The 13096-nt window shown below is 73.1% G+C and carries 12 protein-coding genes and 1 riboswitch; of the genes, 8 read left to right on the top strand and 4 right to left on the bottom strand.

The window, feature by feature from the left end; all coding sequences use genetic code 11:
• Window positions 1-13 precede the first annotated feature (13 nt).
• The 3 genes from Dsi01nite_RS10155 to Dsi01nite_RS10145 all read left to right on the top strand — a co-directional run bounded on the left by Dsi01nite_RS10155 (window position 14) and on the right by Dsi01nite_RS10145 (window position 4555).
• A complete protein-coding gene (locus tag Dsi01nite_RS10155; RefSeq protein ID WP_203845818.1) occupies window positions 14-814 on the top strand; it encodes an LLM class flavin-dependent oxidoreductase in 801 nt (266 codons plus the stop codon).
• Between the two features lie 130 nt (window positions 815-944).
• Complete coding sequence (locus tag Dsi01nite_RS58280) at window positions 945-2747, top strand: ABC transporter ATP-binding protein (RefSeq protein ID WP_203845817.1); 1803 nt, start codon at window positions 945-947, stop codon at window positions 2745-2747.
• Complete coding sequence (locus Dsi01nite_RS10145) at window positions 2744-4555, top strand: ATP-binding cassette domain-containing protein (RefSeq protein ID WP_203845816.1); 1812 nt, start codon at window positions 2744-2746, stop codon at window positions 4553-4555. Before Dsi01nite_RS58280 ends, Dsi01nite_RS10145 begins: the two co-directional genes overlap by 4 nt.
• 12 nt (window positions 4556-4567) lie before the next feature.
• Here the strand turns inward: Dsi01nite_RS10145 and Dsi01nite_RS10140 are convergent, their stop codons facing one another.
• Together Dsi01nite_RS10140 and Dsi01nite_RS10135 are read right to left on the bottom strand one after the other, a co-directional pair.
• Window positions 4568-5326, bottom strand: coding sequence for an alpha/beta fold hydrolase (locus tag Dsi01nite_RS10140; RefSeq protein WP_203845815.1), 759 nt, complete (start codon window positions 5324-5326; stop codon window positions 4568-4570).
• Between the two features lie 52 nt (window positions 5327-5378).
• Complete coding sequence (locus tag Dsi01nite_RS10135) at window positions 5379-5690, bottom strand: hypothetical protein (RefSeq protein WP_203845814.1); 312 nt, start codon at window positions 5688-5690, stop codon at window positions 5379-5381.
• Between the two features lie 175 nt (window positions 5691-5865).
• Window positions 5866-6024: riboswitch (cyclic di-AMP (ydaO/yuaA leader) on the top strand.
• 7 nt (window positions 6025-6031) lie between these two features.
• On the opposite strand from Dsi01nite_RS10135, the gene Dsi01nite_RS10130 reads away from it, so the two are divergent.
• From Dsi01nite_RS10130 to Dsi01nite_RS10120, 3 genes are all read left to right on the top strand, one after another.
• Complete coding sequence (locus Dsi01nite_RS10130; RefSeq protein WP_203845813.1) at window positions 6032-7033, top strand: C40 family peptidase; 1002 nt, start codon at window positions 6032-6034, stop codon at window positions 7031-7033.
• Between the two features lie 40 nt (window positions 7034-7073).
• Window positions 7074-8174: a serine hydrolase domain-containing protein gene (locus Dsi01nite_RS10125; RefSeq protein ID WP_203845812.1), complete on the top strand. Its 1101-nt coding sequence runs from the start codon at window positions 7074-7076 to the stop codon at window positions 8172-8174.
• Window positions 8175-8258: 84 nt separating this feature from the next.
• Window positions 8259-9203: an acyltransferase domain-containing protein gene (locus Dsi01nite_RS10120; RefSeq protein WP_203845811.1), complete on the top strand. Its 945-nt coding sequence runs from the start codon at window positions 8259-8261 to the stop codon at window positions 9201-9203.
• A 12-nt stretch (window positions 9204-9215) separates the two neighbouring features.
• Here Dsi01nite_RS10120 and Dsi01nite_RS10115 read toward each other — a convergent pair whose 3' ends face one another.
• Both Dsi01nite_RS10115 and Dsi01nite_RS10110 read right to left on the bottom strand, forming a co-directional pair.
• Window positions 9216-9866: a hypothetical protein gene (locus tag Dsi01nite_RS10115; protein ID WP_203845810.1), complete on the bottom strand. Its 651-nt coding sequence runs from the start codon at window positions 9864-9866 to the stop codon at window positions 9216-9218.
• Between the two features lie 81 nt (window positions 9867-9947).
• Window positions 9948-10997, bottom strand: a complete 1050-nt coding sequence (locus Dsi01nite_RS10110) for an aldo/keto reductase (protein ID WP_203845809.1) — start codon at window positions 10995-10997, stop codon at window positions 9948-9950.
• 321 nt (window positions 10998-11318) lie between these two features.
• Here Dsi01nite_RS10110 and Dsi01nite_RS10105 point away from each other — a divergent pair, with 321 nt between their 5' ends.
• A complete protein-coding gene (locus Dsi01nite_RS10105; RefSeq protein ID WP_203845808.1) occupies window positions 11319-12344 on the top strand; it encodes a chemotaxis protein CheB in 1026 nt (341 codons plus the stop codon).
• Window positions 12341-13075 carry an ATP-binding protein gene (locus Dsi01nite_RS10100; RefSeq protein ID WP_203845807.1) on the top strand — a complete coding sequence of 245 codons (735 nt, stop codon included), beginning with the start codon at window positions 12341-12343 and terminating at the stop codon, window positions 13073-13075. The genes Dsi01nite_RS10105 and Dsi01nite_RS10100 overlap by 4 nt, the downstream gene beginning before the upstream one ends.
• Window positions 13076-13096 lie beyond the last annotated feature (21 nt).

Below are 13096 nucleotides of genomic sequence, written 5' to 3'. Positions count from 1 at the left end.
TACCGTCGAGGCCATGCGATCCGCACTCTGGCTGCCGCTCTTCGACCAGCTCGCCGACCCTCGCACCGTGGCCCGGCTCGCCGCCGAGGCCGAGGAGCACGGCTGGCATGCCCTGTTCGTGTGGGACCACGTGCGATGGCACGCACCCGTGCAGGCGGTGGCCGACCCGTGGGTCACGCTGACCGCGGCGGCGATGGTGACGTCCCGGCTCCGCCTCGGCCCGATGATCACCCCGCTGGCCCGGCGCCGCCCGGTCAAGCTGGCCCGCGAGACGGCCACCCTGGACCTGCTCAGCGGTGGCCGGCTCACGCTCGGCGTCGGGGTCGGCAGCGACCGCTTCGGCGCCGAGTACTCGGCCACCGGCGAGGCCGGCGACGAGCGGACCCGCGGCGCGATGCTCGACGAGGCCCTGTCGATCCTCACCGGGGCGTGGTCGGGCGAGCCGGTCCGGCACCACGGCACGCACTACACGGTCGACGACGTGACGTTCCTGCCCCGCCCCGTGCAGCGCCCGGGCGTCCCGGTGTGGGTCGGCGGCTTCCCCGGCAAGCAGCGGCCGATGCGACGCGCCGCGCGCCACGACGGATACGTCCCGGTCAACCTCGAACACCCGGACCAGCTCGCGGAGGCGGCCGCCGTCATCGCCGGGCTGCGCGGCCCCGGCCCGTATGACATCGCGGTGGAGCTGGCGCCGGGCACGGACCTGCGGCCGTACGAGGCGGCGGGTGCGACCTGGTGGCTGACCGCCTTCGACCCGGAGTCGGTGACCGTGGACGCCGTCCGTGGCGTGCTGAAGGCCGGCCCGCCGGTGTAGCGACGCATTGACAGGGTTCGCAACGGGACGGAATGCGACGGCCTGCGCTGTTAGCATGACTCGATGCTGCATGCGGCACGGATCAGCACCGTTGCCCCCGTTTTCTCGCGAGGCAGCGCGACAGCGATCGATGACGCGACCTGACGAGGGCGCGACCGGCCGCCGCGGGCCGTCCTGGTGGCCGGCCGTCGTCGCGGTCGGCCGGGCCAGTCCCGGGCTCGCCGCCGTCGCGGTGTCCACCACGCTGCTCAGCGCTTCCGTCCCCGCCCTGTTCATCATCCTGTCCGGCACGGCGGTCGGGCTGCTCGCCCGCCGCGACGACGGGTCGGCCGGGTCGCTCGGGCTGGTGGTGGCGGCGATGGCCGTCGTCCTGGCGCTGTCACAGCTGAGCGGCATGGTCCGCTCCGACGTCCTGGAGGCCCTCGCCCGGCGGATGGACATCGTGCTGCGGCGCCGGCTCATCGAGGCGGTGGCCCGGCCGGTCGGTCTCGGACACCTGGAGGACCCCCGGCTGCAGGGCCGCATCGCCACCGCGCACGGCCTGGCCAACCGGCTCGGCGGGCCGGCGGGCGGGCTGCTCGGCGTGACCGGCCGGATCCAGGTCCTGCTCACCGCCGTCGGCTGCGTCGCCCTGCTGGCCTGGGTCGACCCGGTCCTGGCGGCCGGGTCGGGGGCGCTGCACCTGGTCGTCGGCCGGGGGCTGCGGGACAACTACCGGCAGCTGCTGCAGCAGCTGCACCTGGACCCGGGCGCCCTGCGCCGCGGCCACTACCTGCGCGACCTGCTGCTGCGGCCCGGTGCGGAGAAGGAGACCCGGGTCTTCGGCCTCGGCCGGTGGCTGCTGGGCCTGCACCACACCGAATGGCTGCGGGTGTCCACGGCCGCCTGGCAGGGGCGGCGCATCGCCTGGTGGAAGATCGCCGCCGGCGCCGTGCTGCTCGGCGCCGGGCAGGCCGCCGGCATCGCCGTGCTCGCCGACGGCTGGCAGGACGGTGCCGTGAGCCTCGCCGCGCTCGTCGTCGGGGTGCAGGCCGGCATCGGGCTGTTGCGGTTCGCCGCGGTCACCGAATGGGACCGGCTGGCCCACATCGGCTGGGACGCCGTCGACGCCCTGGTCGAGGTCGAGGATGCGACGCGGCCCGCCGGCCCGACCGGTGACCGTGACCCGGGCGCGGCGCCGGTGCGCGAGATCGTGCTGCGCGACGTCAGCTTCTCGTACCCCGACGGCACCCAGGTCCTGCACGGGGTCTCGATGACCATCCCGGCCGGCGGCTCGCTGGCGATCGTCGGGCGCAACGGCGCCGGGAAGAGCACCCTGCTGAAGCTGCTGCTGCGCAGCCACGAGCCGACGTCCGGGGAGATCCTGGTCGACGGGGTGCCGCTGCGCGAGCTCGACCCGCAACGGTGGCGCAGCCGGCTCGCCACGATGACCCAGGACTTCGTGCGGCTGCCGCTGACGGTGCGGGAGAACGTCGCGGGGCCGGGGCGGGCGACCGACGCCCGCACGCTGGCCGCGGTCGCCGCCCAGGCCGACCTGGACACGGTCCTGGCCGACCTGCCGCACGGGTGGGACACCGTCCTGTCCCCGCAGCTGGCCGGCGGCACCGACCTGTCCGGCGGGCAGTGGCAGAAGGTCGCGCTCGCCCGTGGCCTGCACGCACTGCGCACCGGCGCGACCGTCCTGGCGCTGGACGAGCCGACGGCCAACCTGGACATCGAGGCGGAGCGCGCCGTGTACGACGCCATCATCGACGCGACGAGGGAGCACACCTTGCTGCTGGTGTCGCACCGGTTCGCGACCGTCCGGCGGGTGGACCGCATCGTTGTGCTCGACGGCGGCCGGATCGTCGAGACCGGCGACCACGCCACCCTGATCCAGCAGGGCGGCCTGTACGCGCAGATGTTCGACGCGCAGGCGGCGGTCGTCCGATGAGCGTGTCCGGTGCCGTCCGCCGGTCACTCGCCGCGTCGGGCTCGGCCGTCCGCCTGGTGCTCCGGGCGTCGTTCCAGGCCAGTCCGGGCCTGGCGGGCGCGGTCATCGTCGTCGCGCTGGTGGAGGCGGCGCTGCCGGTCGGGCTGGCCTGGACGGTCCGCACGCTCGTGGACGGCCTCACCGCCCACGACACCGGCCGGATCCGGCTCGCCGCGATCGCGATGGGCGCCGTCGGCCTGTGCTGGGTCGGCGCCCAATGGGTGTCGATGACCAGCCAGACGGTGCTGGAGGAGCGCACCGACCACTGGCTGGAGCAGCGGCTGAGCGGGCTCGTGCACGAGCTGCCCGACCTGTCCGCGGTCGAGTCCCCCGACTTCCAGGACCGGGTGTTCACCCTCGCCGGGCGGCCGCGGCACCTCGTCGGCTCGATCACCACGATCATCGAGACCGTCGCGCTGGCGGTGCGCTTCGCTGCCGCCGCCGTCCTGTTGGCGTTCGTCGCTCCGGTCCTGACGCCGCTCCCGCTGCTCGTGCTGCTGCCGGTGCTCGCGTCGATGCGGGCCGAGCGGGAGATCTCCAGCATGCTCGACGACATCTCCGCGCCGATGCGGGCCGCGCGCATGCTCTTCCTGGCCGGGACCGAGCCGGGCTCGGCCGGCGAGCTGCGCCAGTACGGCATGACCGGCGCCGTCGCCGACCGGCAGGACGAGCTGCTGCGCACCGCGGACCGCAGGCAGCGGCTGGCCCGCTTCCGCACGGGACGGATCATGACCATCGGGTGGACGCTGTTCGCCGCGGGCGTCCTGCTGCTGCTCTGGCTGTCCCGCGACGACCCCGGCGTGCGCAGCGGCGGCGTGGTGTTCCTGCTGGCCGTCCTGGCGATGCAACTGGTCGCCCAGGCCGAGCAGGCGGCGACGACGTTCAGCAAGCTCAGCCGGCTCAGCACGATCCTGGAGCGGTTCACCTGGCTGGAGCGCCTCGTGGAGCAGGCCGGCGACCGGTGCTCCGGCAGCGCGACCGCACCGGCCGGCCTGCGGCACAGCATCGAGCTGCGGGGCGTGACGTTCCGGTACACCCCCGACGGCCCGCCGGTGCTCGACGACGTCAGCCTCGTCCTGCCCGCCGGCACGGTCGTCGCCCTCGCCGGGCACAACGGAGCGGGCAAGTCGACCCTGGTCAAGCTGCTGATGGGGCTGTACCGGCCGACCGCCGGCCAGATCCTGCTCGACGGCGTCGACCTCGTGACGCTCGACCATCACAGCGTGCGCGAGCGGCTCGCGGCCGGGTTCCAGGACTTCTGCCGGTTCGAGCTGCCCGCCGGCGACACCGTCGGGGCCGGTGACCTGCCGCGCCTCGGCGACCGGGAGGCCGCGGCCGGGGCGCTGACCAGGGCCGGCTCGGCCGACGTGATCGGCCGGCTCGCCGACGGGCTGGAGACGCCGCTGGGCCGGTCGATGCCGGGTGGCGCCCTGCCGTCGGAGGGGCAGTGGCAGAAGCTGGCCCTCGGCCGGTCGATGATGCGCGAGGCGCCGCTGCTGCGCGTGCTGGACGAGCCGACCGCCAGCCTGGACGCGGAGAGCGAGGCCGCCCTGTTCGCCGGCTGCCTGGAGGTCGGGCGGGCGGACGCGGCGGTCAACGGGTGCGTCACGCTGCTCGTGTCGCACCGCTTCTCGACCGTCCGCACCGCCGACCTCATCGTGACGCTGCGCGACGGCAGGGTCGCCGAGGTCGGCACGCACGAGGAGCTGATGGCCACCGGCGGCTGGTACGCCACCGTCTGCACCATGCAGGCGGCCGACTATGCCTGAGCCCGCCCCTGCTCAGGCCCGGCGGATCGGCATGTGCGTGGGTGCCGGCGGGCCGGACAGGAACGTGGTGACGAGCCCGGTGCACAGTTGCGGGTGCTCGATGAGCAGGGTGTGCGAGGCGTTGGGCACCACGGCGAGCTCGGCGTCGGGCAGCGCCCGGTAGAGCCGCAGGACGTGATCCAGGGACACGGCGTCGTCGTCGCCGGCCATGACCAGCGTCCGGCAGGTCACCGCGCTCAGGTCGGCGGCGGCCAGCGCCAGGTCGCCGGCGTCGGACGACGCGGCGATCCGCTCGATGACGGACACCAGGTGGCCCGGTCCTTCCGGGGTCACCTCGGCGTGCTGGTCGTAGATGATCTGCGGGATGTCGGCGGGGCCGGCCGGCGGCGACAGGACACCGTCCTGGTGGAAGGCCCCGCTGATCAGCACCAGCCGGGACACCAGGTCGGGTCGGGCGATCGCGGTCAGCAGCGCCACGACCGCGCCCGCGCTGTAACCGACCAGCGCGGCCGGCGCGCCGACGACGTCCCGCAGGAACGCGACCGTGTCCCGCGCCATGACCTGCGGGCTGAGCGGTCCGCCCGGGTCCGCGGTGTGCCCGTGGCCGCGCCGCTCCGGCACGTACAGCCGGAACCCGCCGTCCAGCGCGTCCAGGTTGCCGGCGAAGCAGCGCGAGTCGACGATCGCGCCGTGCAGGAGCACCACCGGATCGCCCGCGCCGCGTTCGTCGTACCAGGTGCGCACGCCGTCGAGCTCGACATATCGCTGCACGGTAACCTCCCGCCCCGATCATGGCGCACCGGAGCCGCCACCGCTGCCCGCGCTACCGGCCCGGCAGGGGTCCGCCGCGCAGGAACGCCTCGTACAGGTCGCGGACGTCCTCGTCGATCGTCGGCCGGATGTTGCTGTACCGGGTGTCGGCCCGGTCGCGGTGCGGCCCCGAGAGCCAGTAGCGCTCGTCGGTCTCGACGTCGAAGAAGTTCGCGTCGGACATCCCGGGCCAGCGGCGCAGGGTCCGGCCGTGCCAGTAGGCCGTCTTCCAGGTGCGGTTGAACCGGACGTTACTGATCCACGCCGGTCCCTGGTCGGTGCCGTGACCGGTCTTCAACTGCACGAACATCACCCGTTCAGCCATGGACAACCACGATGCCGCAGATCTCCACGTCGCGCACCGCCATATTCACGCCGCTGGAGACAGGCAGGTGCGTCTTGAGTCTTCGTTAAGAGTGGCTTAGATCGAGGCTCGACGGTGTCTCCGGCCGTTACGTTTGGGCTGGCCTGCCGGACTCCGCCACCCCGCCGGGGTGGCCGGGCAGCCACCGCTGAGTCGTCGGCCGCGTGTCCCGCACGAGGTCGACGAGCCGGGGAACCAACCTCCATCGGGGTGAATCCGCGCCGCGGCGCGGTAGGGCGTCCTTCTTCTCGCCCGAATCCGTCAGCTAACCCGGTAAGCGGTCCAGGAAGAAGGACTGTGCCGTGTTCAACGGACGCACGACGCTGCGCACCGCGGTCGTCGCGCTGGCGGTGGCGTCGATGATCGCCCCGGCCTGCGCCGCGCACGCGGATCCGACACCCGAGCAGCTCCAGGCCCAGATCGACAAGGGCAACGAAGAGGTCGAGCTCGTCGTCGAGCAGTACAACAAGGTCAAGGGCGACCTCGAGGCCACCGAGGCGGCGATCACCAAGCTGCAGGCCGACCTGGCGCCGCTGCAGACCACCATGGACACCGCCCAGGACGAGGCCACCACGCTCGCGGTCAACGCGTACAAGAGCGGCGGCAACCTCGGCACCTGGTCGCTCATGCTCGGCGCGAGATCGTCGGACAGCTTCACCGACCGGGTCGGCACCCTCCGGCAGATCTCGCTCAGCCAGCAGCGGGACCTGGCCGCGTACGGCGCGGCGAAGGACGCCTTCACCACCGAGCAGCGCCGGCTCAACGACACCAAGGCGGCGCAGAGCCAGCAGAAGATCGAGCTGGAGACCCGCCGCAAGAAGATCGAGGGCGACATCGCCCGGCTGGACGCCATGCAGGCCAAGGCCGAGGCCGCAGCCGCGGCGGCCGCCGCTGCCGCCGCGAAGCCCAAGACGACGACCACCACGCCGCCGCCCGCGGGCAAGCCGCCGGCGGTGTCCGGCTCGGCGGGCAAGGCGGTCAACTACGCGTGGGCGCAGCTGGGGAAGAAGTACGTGTGGGGCGCCGCCGGGCCGAACACCTTCGACTGCTCCGGGCTGACCATGATGGCGTGGAAGGCGGCCGGGGTGTCGTTGCCGCACAACGCCGCCCAGCAGTGGCAGAAGGTCCGCCACATCACCCGCAGCCAGCTCGCCCCCGGCGACCTGGTGTTCTACAACAACCTCGGGCACGTCGGGATCTACATCGGCAACAACCAGATCATCCACGCCCCCAACAGCCGCACGGTCGTGAAGGTCGCCCCGGTCGACATCGACAAGTTGTACGGGTACGGCCGACCGGCCTAAATGGTTGGACGCGGGCGGCCCGGACGTCCATGGTCGGTCGATGAGCGATCGGTTCGCGGGCGTCCGGGCGGTGTTCGACCAGCACCTGGCCGACGGCACGGACGTGGGCGCGTCGTTCTGCGCCACGGTGGACGGCGACACCGTCGTCGACCTGTGGGGCGGGTTCGCCGACGCGGCCCGCGCCCGGCCGTGGCGCCGGGACACGATCGTCGGTGTGTACTCCACCACCAAGACCATGACCGCGCTGACCGCGTTGCTCGTCGCCGACCGCGGAGAGCTGGACTTCGACGCGCCGGTGGCCCGGTACTGGCCGCAGTTCGCCGCCGCCGGCAAGGACCGCGTCACCGTCGCCCAGCTCATGAGCCACTCCAGCGGACTGTGTGGCTGGCGCGAGCCGATCACCGGGGCCGACCTGTACGACTGGGAGAAGATGACCGCCCTACTCGCCGCGCAGGAGCCCTTCTGGAAACCCGGCACGGCCTCGGGCTACCACGGCCTGACGCACGGCTATCTGGTCGGCGAGGTGGTCCGGCGGATCACCGGGCGGTCACTGGGGACGGTGTTCCGCGAGGAGATCGCCGCGCCGCTGGGCGCCGACTTCCACATCGGCCTGCCCGCGTCGCAGGACGCGCGCGTCGCCGAGCTGATCCCGCCCGCCGGCCCACCGCCGATGAGCGGCGCGGGCGACAGCGAGCTGCAGGCCAACGTCGCCGGCAACCCGGCCCTGGACGTCGAGGTGACCCGGACCCGCGCCTGGCGCGGCGCGGAGATCCCGGCGGTCGGCGGCATCGGCAACGCCCGCGCCGTCGCCGAGATCCACACGATCCTGGCCAACGGCGGCGTCGCGAAAGGCCGCCGGTTCATGTCCGAGGCCGGCTGCCGCCGCGCGTTGCGGCCGCAGGTGGAAGGCGTCGACCTGGTCCTCGGCGTGCCGATGCGGTTCGGCCTGGGCTTCGCCCTCGACACCGGGCTGATGCCCAACCCGGGCACGCTGTTCTGGGGCGGCTACGGCGGCTCCCTGGCCATCATCGACCTGGACGCGCACACCACGATCGCCTACGTCATGAACAAGATGTCCGGCACCACGACCGGCGACCTACGCGCCCTCGGCCTGGCGATGGCCTTCTGGGCAGCGGCCTGACCGCCGGCCTTCGACGCGGGGGAGGCGTCCATCCTCGTCCTCCGGGGCAGTCCAGACGGGGCATGGGCCGGTAGGGTCGTCCGCGTGGATCTGGACGACATCGCCGCACGGCTCGGGGTGCCCGTCGAGGACGTCGAGCGCGTGCAGCGGCTCGCCGGTGACTGGCCGTCGGCGCCGTTGCCCGCCAGGGCCGACGCGCCCGCGATGCTCGAGCGGCTCGGGGTGCGGCCGGACGACGCCGCCGAGGTCATGGAGGGCTGGCCGGACCCGGACTCTCCACTGTGGACCGCGGAGCTGCGCTGGCTGCTGGACCGCTCGATCGCCCTGGTGCGCGCCGACCTCGGCGGTCACGGCTGGCTGGTGCCCGGCCCGGAGCTGCCCCGCGACCGTGGACCGGCCTGGCGGCACCTGTATGTGTACGCGTACCTGGCCTTGGTCGACGTTGCCATGGGGTATCACCGTGACCACGGCGTCCCCGATTCCGTGTCGTGGGCGACCCTCGCGGACCTGGGTCGCAACCTCGCGATCGACCGGCGGATGCGGCGTGAGGGCTGGCCGGTCATGCAGAGCTGGCTGACCCTGCATTCGCGCGGCGGCCTGTACGAGCTGGGCCGGCTCCAGCACCAACGCGGCGACACCGCCATCGGCCTGCACATCCCCGACTCGGGCCCGCTGACCGCGGAGGCGGTCGACGCGTCGCTCGACGGGGCCCGCGCGTTCTTTCCGCACCACTTCCCCGACGAGCACTACACGGCGTTCTCGTGCGGCTCGTGGCTGCTCGACCCGCAGCTGCTGGAGTACCTGCCGGAGGACTCGAACATCGTGCGGTTCCAGCGGCGGTTCGAGCTGGAGCCCTACGAGGAGCCGGAGGGTATCGACGCCGACGTCGAGGTGCTGCGGTTCGTGTTCCGCTCCCTGACCACACCGCTGGCGGAGTTGCCGGGCCGCACCGTGCTGCAACGCGCGGTCACCGAACACCTGAAGGCCGGCCGTCACTGGCAGTGGCGCAGCGGCCGCTTCCCGATGTAGGCCGGCGCCGGATCAGGCGATGGGCCGCAGCCGCAGCCAGCGGCAGCTCCAGTCGTCGTCGCTGCCGGCGACCGGCGGCCCGTACTGCTCCTCCAGCGGTGCGTACTGCCCGCGGGTGCCGGTGAGGGAGCCGCGGCTGACCTGGTACCGGCCGGGCCGCACCGGCAGCACGGCGCCGACGCCGTGGATGTGGTCCAGGTCGAGGGTGACCGGTGCGGGCGGTGCCGTCGGGAACGGGCCGACCTCCGCCGCGACGACCGGCGCCCACACGACGGCGAGGCCGCCGCCGGTCAGGTCGAGCTCGCCGACCGGCAGTTCGGCGGCCGCCGCGGCCGGCCCGGTGACGTAGCGGTGCGGTGCGTCGGTGTTGCGGACCCAGGAGCGCATGATGAGCACGCTGGTGTCCGCCGCCGCGATCTCGGCGACGCCGGATCCGTCCATCTCCCACACCAGTGCGGTGTGTGCGGCGAACTGGACGAAGCCGGCCTCGAACTCGTCGTCGTCGGTGGGGTACAGCACCTGGTTGGCGCGGTGCAGGTCGCAGGCGGGGTCGAGGTCGTAGTCCTCGTCCAGCACCGCGCCGCCCCAGTCGGCGAACGCTGAGGCGGCGCAGACGAGCAGTGGACCGCCTTCGCAGCCGACCTTGGCGATCCAGTTGACCATCGCCACACCGTAGAGCACACCGCAAGGCACACCGTGGAGGACGCGGTGCAGCGCGCCGTGGAGCAGACCGGCAGGAACGGCTCAGGCGGCGGCGCGGTCGCCCGTGCGGCGGCGGCGCAGGGTCGGGTCGGCCAGGGCGGGCGGGCGCCAGGCGCCGTCGGCCCGGTACAGGTCGGTGCCCGGCGGGACGATCTCGTCGATCCGGTCGAGGGCGGCGTCGTCGAGGGTGAGGCCGGCGCCGCGCAGCGCGGCGTCGAGCTGGTCCATGGTGCGCGGGCCGATGATGACCGACGTGACCGCGGGGTGGGCGACCGGGAAGGCGAGGGCGAGCTCCGGCAGCGTGCAGCCGAGGTCCTCGGCGAGCTTGACGAGCTGCTCGACCACGTCGAGCTTGCGCACGTTCTCCTCCAGCGCCGGGTCGAAGCGGTGCGGGTTGAGCGCGGCGCGACCGGTCGACAGGTCCACGGGCCGGCCCTGGCGGTAGCGGCCGGTCAGGAACCCCGACGCGAGGGGGCTCCAGGTCAGCACGCCCATGCCGTAGCGCCCGGCGACCGGCAGGAGGTCCTTCTCGATGCCGCGGGCCAGCAGCGAGTACGGCGGCTGCTCCGTGCGGAACCGGTGCAGTCCGCGCCGTTCCGCGACGTGGTGTGCCTCGACGAGCTGCTCGGCCGGGAACGTCGAGCAGCCGAACGCGCGGATCTTCCCCTGCCGTTCCAGGTCGGTGAGGACGGACAGGGTCTCCTCGACGTCGGTGTCGGCGTCGGGGCGGTGGATCTGGTACAGGTCGATCCAGTCGGTGCCGAGCCGGCGCAGGCTGTCCTCGATCTCGCGGATGATCCAGCGCCGGGAGTTGCCGCCGTGGTTCGGTCCCTCGCCCATCGGGAAGTGGACCTTCGTGGCGAGCACGACGTCGTCGCGGCGGCCCCGCAGCGCCTTGCCGACGATCTCCTCCGACTCGCCGGCGGAGTACATGTCGGCGGTGTCGACGAAGTTGATGCCCCGGTCGAGGGCGGCGTGGATGATGCGCACGCAGTCGTCGTGGTCGGGGTTGCCGACGGCACCGAACATCATCGTCCCGAGACAGTGGACGCTCACCTGGATGCCGGTGCGACCGAGGGTGCGGTATCGCATGCTGCTGCTCCTTGCCGTCGTCGTGCCGGGTACCCCATGCACGCTATGACCTGGAGCGGACTCCAGGTCAAGCCCGGAAGGTCAGGCCCGGAAGGTCAGGCCCGGAAGGTCAGGCCCGAAGGTCAAGCCCGGAGGCGTAGCGTGGCCGCATGACGACGTCGTCAAGAGGTGAGGTGTTTGCCGCCCGTGGGACCGGGGCAGGTGGACTAACACAGTGACGCCGTTATGGCTCATCTCGCGGTACGGGAGAGATGGCATCGAGATGAGCGTCGTATGTTTTCGCGGAGGGCGTAGAGTCCGCGAGTGTGAACGGTCGGCGCGGTGAGTGACCCGCGCGGTCTCGTCGTGGTCGGTGCCTCAGCCGGCGGGGTGGAGGCGCTGCGATCGTTCGTGGCCGGCCTGCCCGGCAAGCTCGACGCCGCCGTGTGCGTGGTCCTGCACATCCCCCGGTCCGGCACCAGCGCGCTGCCGCACATCCTGCGGCGGGCGGGCCGGCACCCGGTCGTGCACGCGACCGACGGTTGCCAGCTGGAGGCCGGGACGGTCTACGTCGCACCGCCGAACTTCCATGTGCTGGTGGCGGACAGCCGCCTGCGGCTGTCGCGCGGCCCGACGGAGAACGGTCACCGGCCGGCGATCGACCCGCTGTTCCGTTCCGCCGCGCGGGCGTGGGGGAGCGGCGTCGTCGGCGTGGTCCTGTCCGGCAGCCGCGACGACGGCGCGTTCGGACTGGCCACCATCACGCAGCACGGCGGGTTCGGTCTGGTGCAGGCGCCGGCGGAGGCGTTGTATCCCTCAATGCCGGCCCACGCCACCGAACTCGTCCCGCATGCGCGAGTCATGCCAGTGGGCGCGATGGGCGCCGCGCTCGCTGAGCTGCTGGACGGGATGTCGGGCCCGGCCCCGGCCGCCCAATCCGGAGACGCCCAGGTGGACGCGGAGGACGCGATGGTTGCCATGGACGATCTGACCGCCGCCGACGCGGGCGGGATTCCGGCCGGGTTCGGCTGTCCGAGCTGCCACGGGGCATTGTTCGAGATGCCCGGCCACCACCGGCCGCCGAGATTCCGCTGCCGGGTCGGGCACGCGTGGAGCGCGGTGGGCCTGCTCGAGGAGCAGGGTGAGGTGCTGGAAGGCGCGCTGTGGATGGCGTTGCGCAGCCTGGAGGAGAAGGCCGCGCTGAGCCGGCGCATGGCGGATTCCGCCTGGAACCGCGGCAGCAGGACGACCGCCGAGCGGTACAACGAGGTCGGTCGCGACGCCGAGGACGCGGGGCGGGTGATCCGCCAGCTCATCGACCAGCTCGGGTCGATCGAGGACAAGACCCCGGTGACCGGTGAGCCATGACGGGTCTGACGTGTTTCCTGGAGCGGGACTTCCCGGTGTGCCACGTCACGGTCCGCGGGATGCTCGGTCATGCCACGGCGCCGCAGCTGCGCGCCGCCGTGCTCAAGGCCCTCGCGGACCGGCCGGAGCTGGTGCTCATCGACGTGAGCGGGCTCGGCATCGAGGACGACATCACCCTGACGGCGTTTCCGGCGCTGGTGCGGCAGGGTGAGGCAGTCGGGGTGCCGGTGATGCTGTGCGGCCCGTCGCCTTCGCTCGCCCGGCGGCTGGGCACGATGGTGGTGGCCCGGCAGGTGCCGGCGTTCGCGTCGCGTGCCGAGGCGCTTGCCGCGCACGCCGACCACCCCGCGCCGGCCTTTGCCGAGGTCGACCTGCCGCCGGGCCCGGCGGCGACCGCGGGCGCGCGGGAGCTCGTCGACCGGTTCTGCGGGCGTTGGGGGCTGGAGTACCTGGCCGACGACGCCGCGCTGATCGTGACCGAGCTGGTCGCCAACGTGGTCCTGCACGCACGGACCGCCTGCACGGTCACGATCGCGGTGCGGCAGCGCTATCTGCACATCGCCGTTCGCGACCAGAGCCGGCTGCCACCGCGCAGGATCACCGCCGACGACGATTTCGAGTCCGGGCGTGGGCTGCTGGTTGTCGAAGGTGTCGCCACGTCCTGGGGATTCCTCGAGGCGCCGGGCGGCAAGGTGGTATGGGCGACGCTGCGGATGCGCGCGGGACGATAACGTAGCGGTCAGGCCGACGCG

The sequence above is a fragment of the Dactylosporangium siamense genome, assembly GCF_016862795.1.
GTDB classification, from domain to species: domain Bacteria; phylum Actinomycetota; class Actinomycetes; order Mycobacteriales; family Micromonosporaceae; genus Dactylosporangium; species Dactylosporangium siamense.
This window is presented reverse-complemented; position numbering and strand designations above follow the sequence as displayed.

Excerpts from the sequence above, each read along its gene's own strand:
- Dsi01nite_RS10155 (WP_203845818.1), top strand. The coding sequence starts at position 14 with ATGCGATCCGCACTCTGGCTGCCGCTCTTCGACCAGCTCGCCGACCCT.
- Dsi01nite_RS58280 (WP_203845817.1), top strand. The coding sequence starts at position 945 with ATGACGCGACCTGACGAGGGCGCGACCGGCCGCCGCGGGCCGTCCTGG.
- Dsi01nite_RS10145 (WP_203845816.1), top strand. The coding sequence starts at position 2,744 with ATGAGCGTGTCCGGTGCCGTCCGCCGGTCACTCGCCGCGTCGGGCTCG.
- Dsi01nite_RS10135 (WP_203845814.1), bottom strand. The coding sequence starts at position 5,690 with ATGGCTGAACGGGTGATGTTCGTGCAGTTGAAGACCGGTCACGGCACC.
- Dsi01nite_RS10125 (WP_203845812.1), top strand. The coding sequence starts at position 7,074 with ATGAGCGATCGGTTCGCGGGCGTCCGGGCGGTGTTCGACCAGCACCTG.
- Dsi01nite_RS10115 (WP_203845810.1), bottom strand. The coding sequence starts at position 9,866 with ATGGTCAACTGGATCGCCAAGGTCGGCTGCGAAGGCGGTCCACTGCTC.
- Dsi01nite_RS10110 (WP_203845809.1), bottom strand. The coding sequence starts at position 10,997 with ATGCGATACCGCACCCTCGGTCGCACCGGCATCCAGGTGAGCGTCCAC.
- Dsi01nite_RS10100 (WP_203845807.1), top strand. The coding sequence starts at position 12,341 with ATGACGGGTCTGACGTGTTTCCTGGAGCGGGACTTCCCGGTGTGCCAC.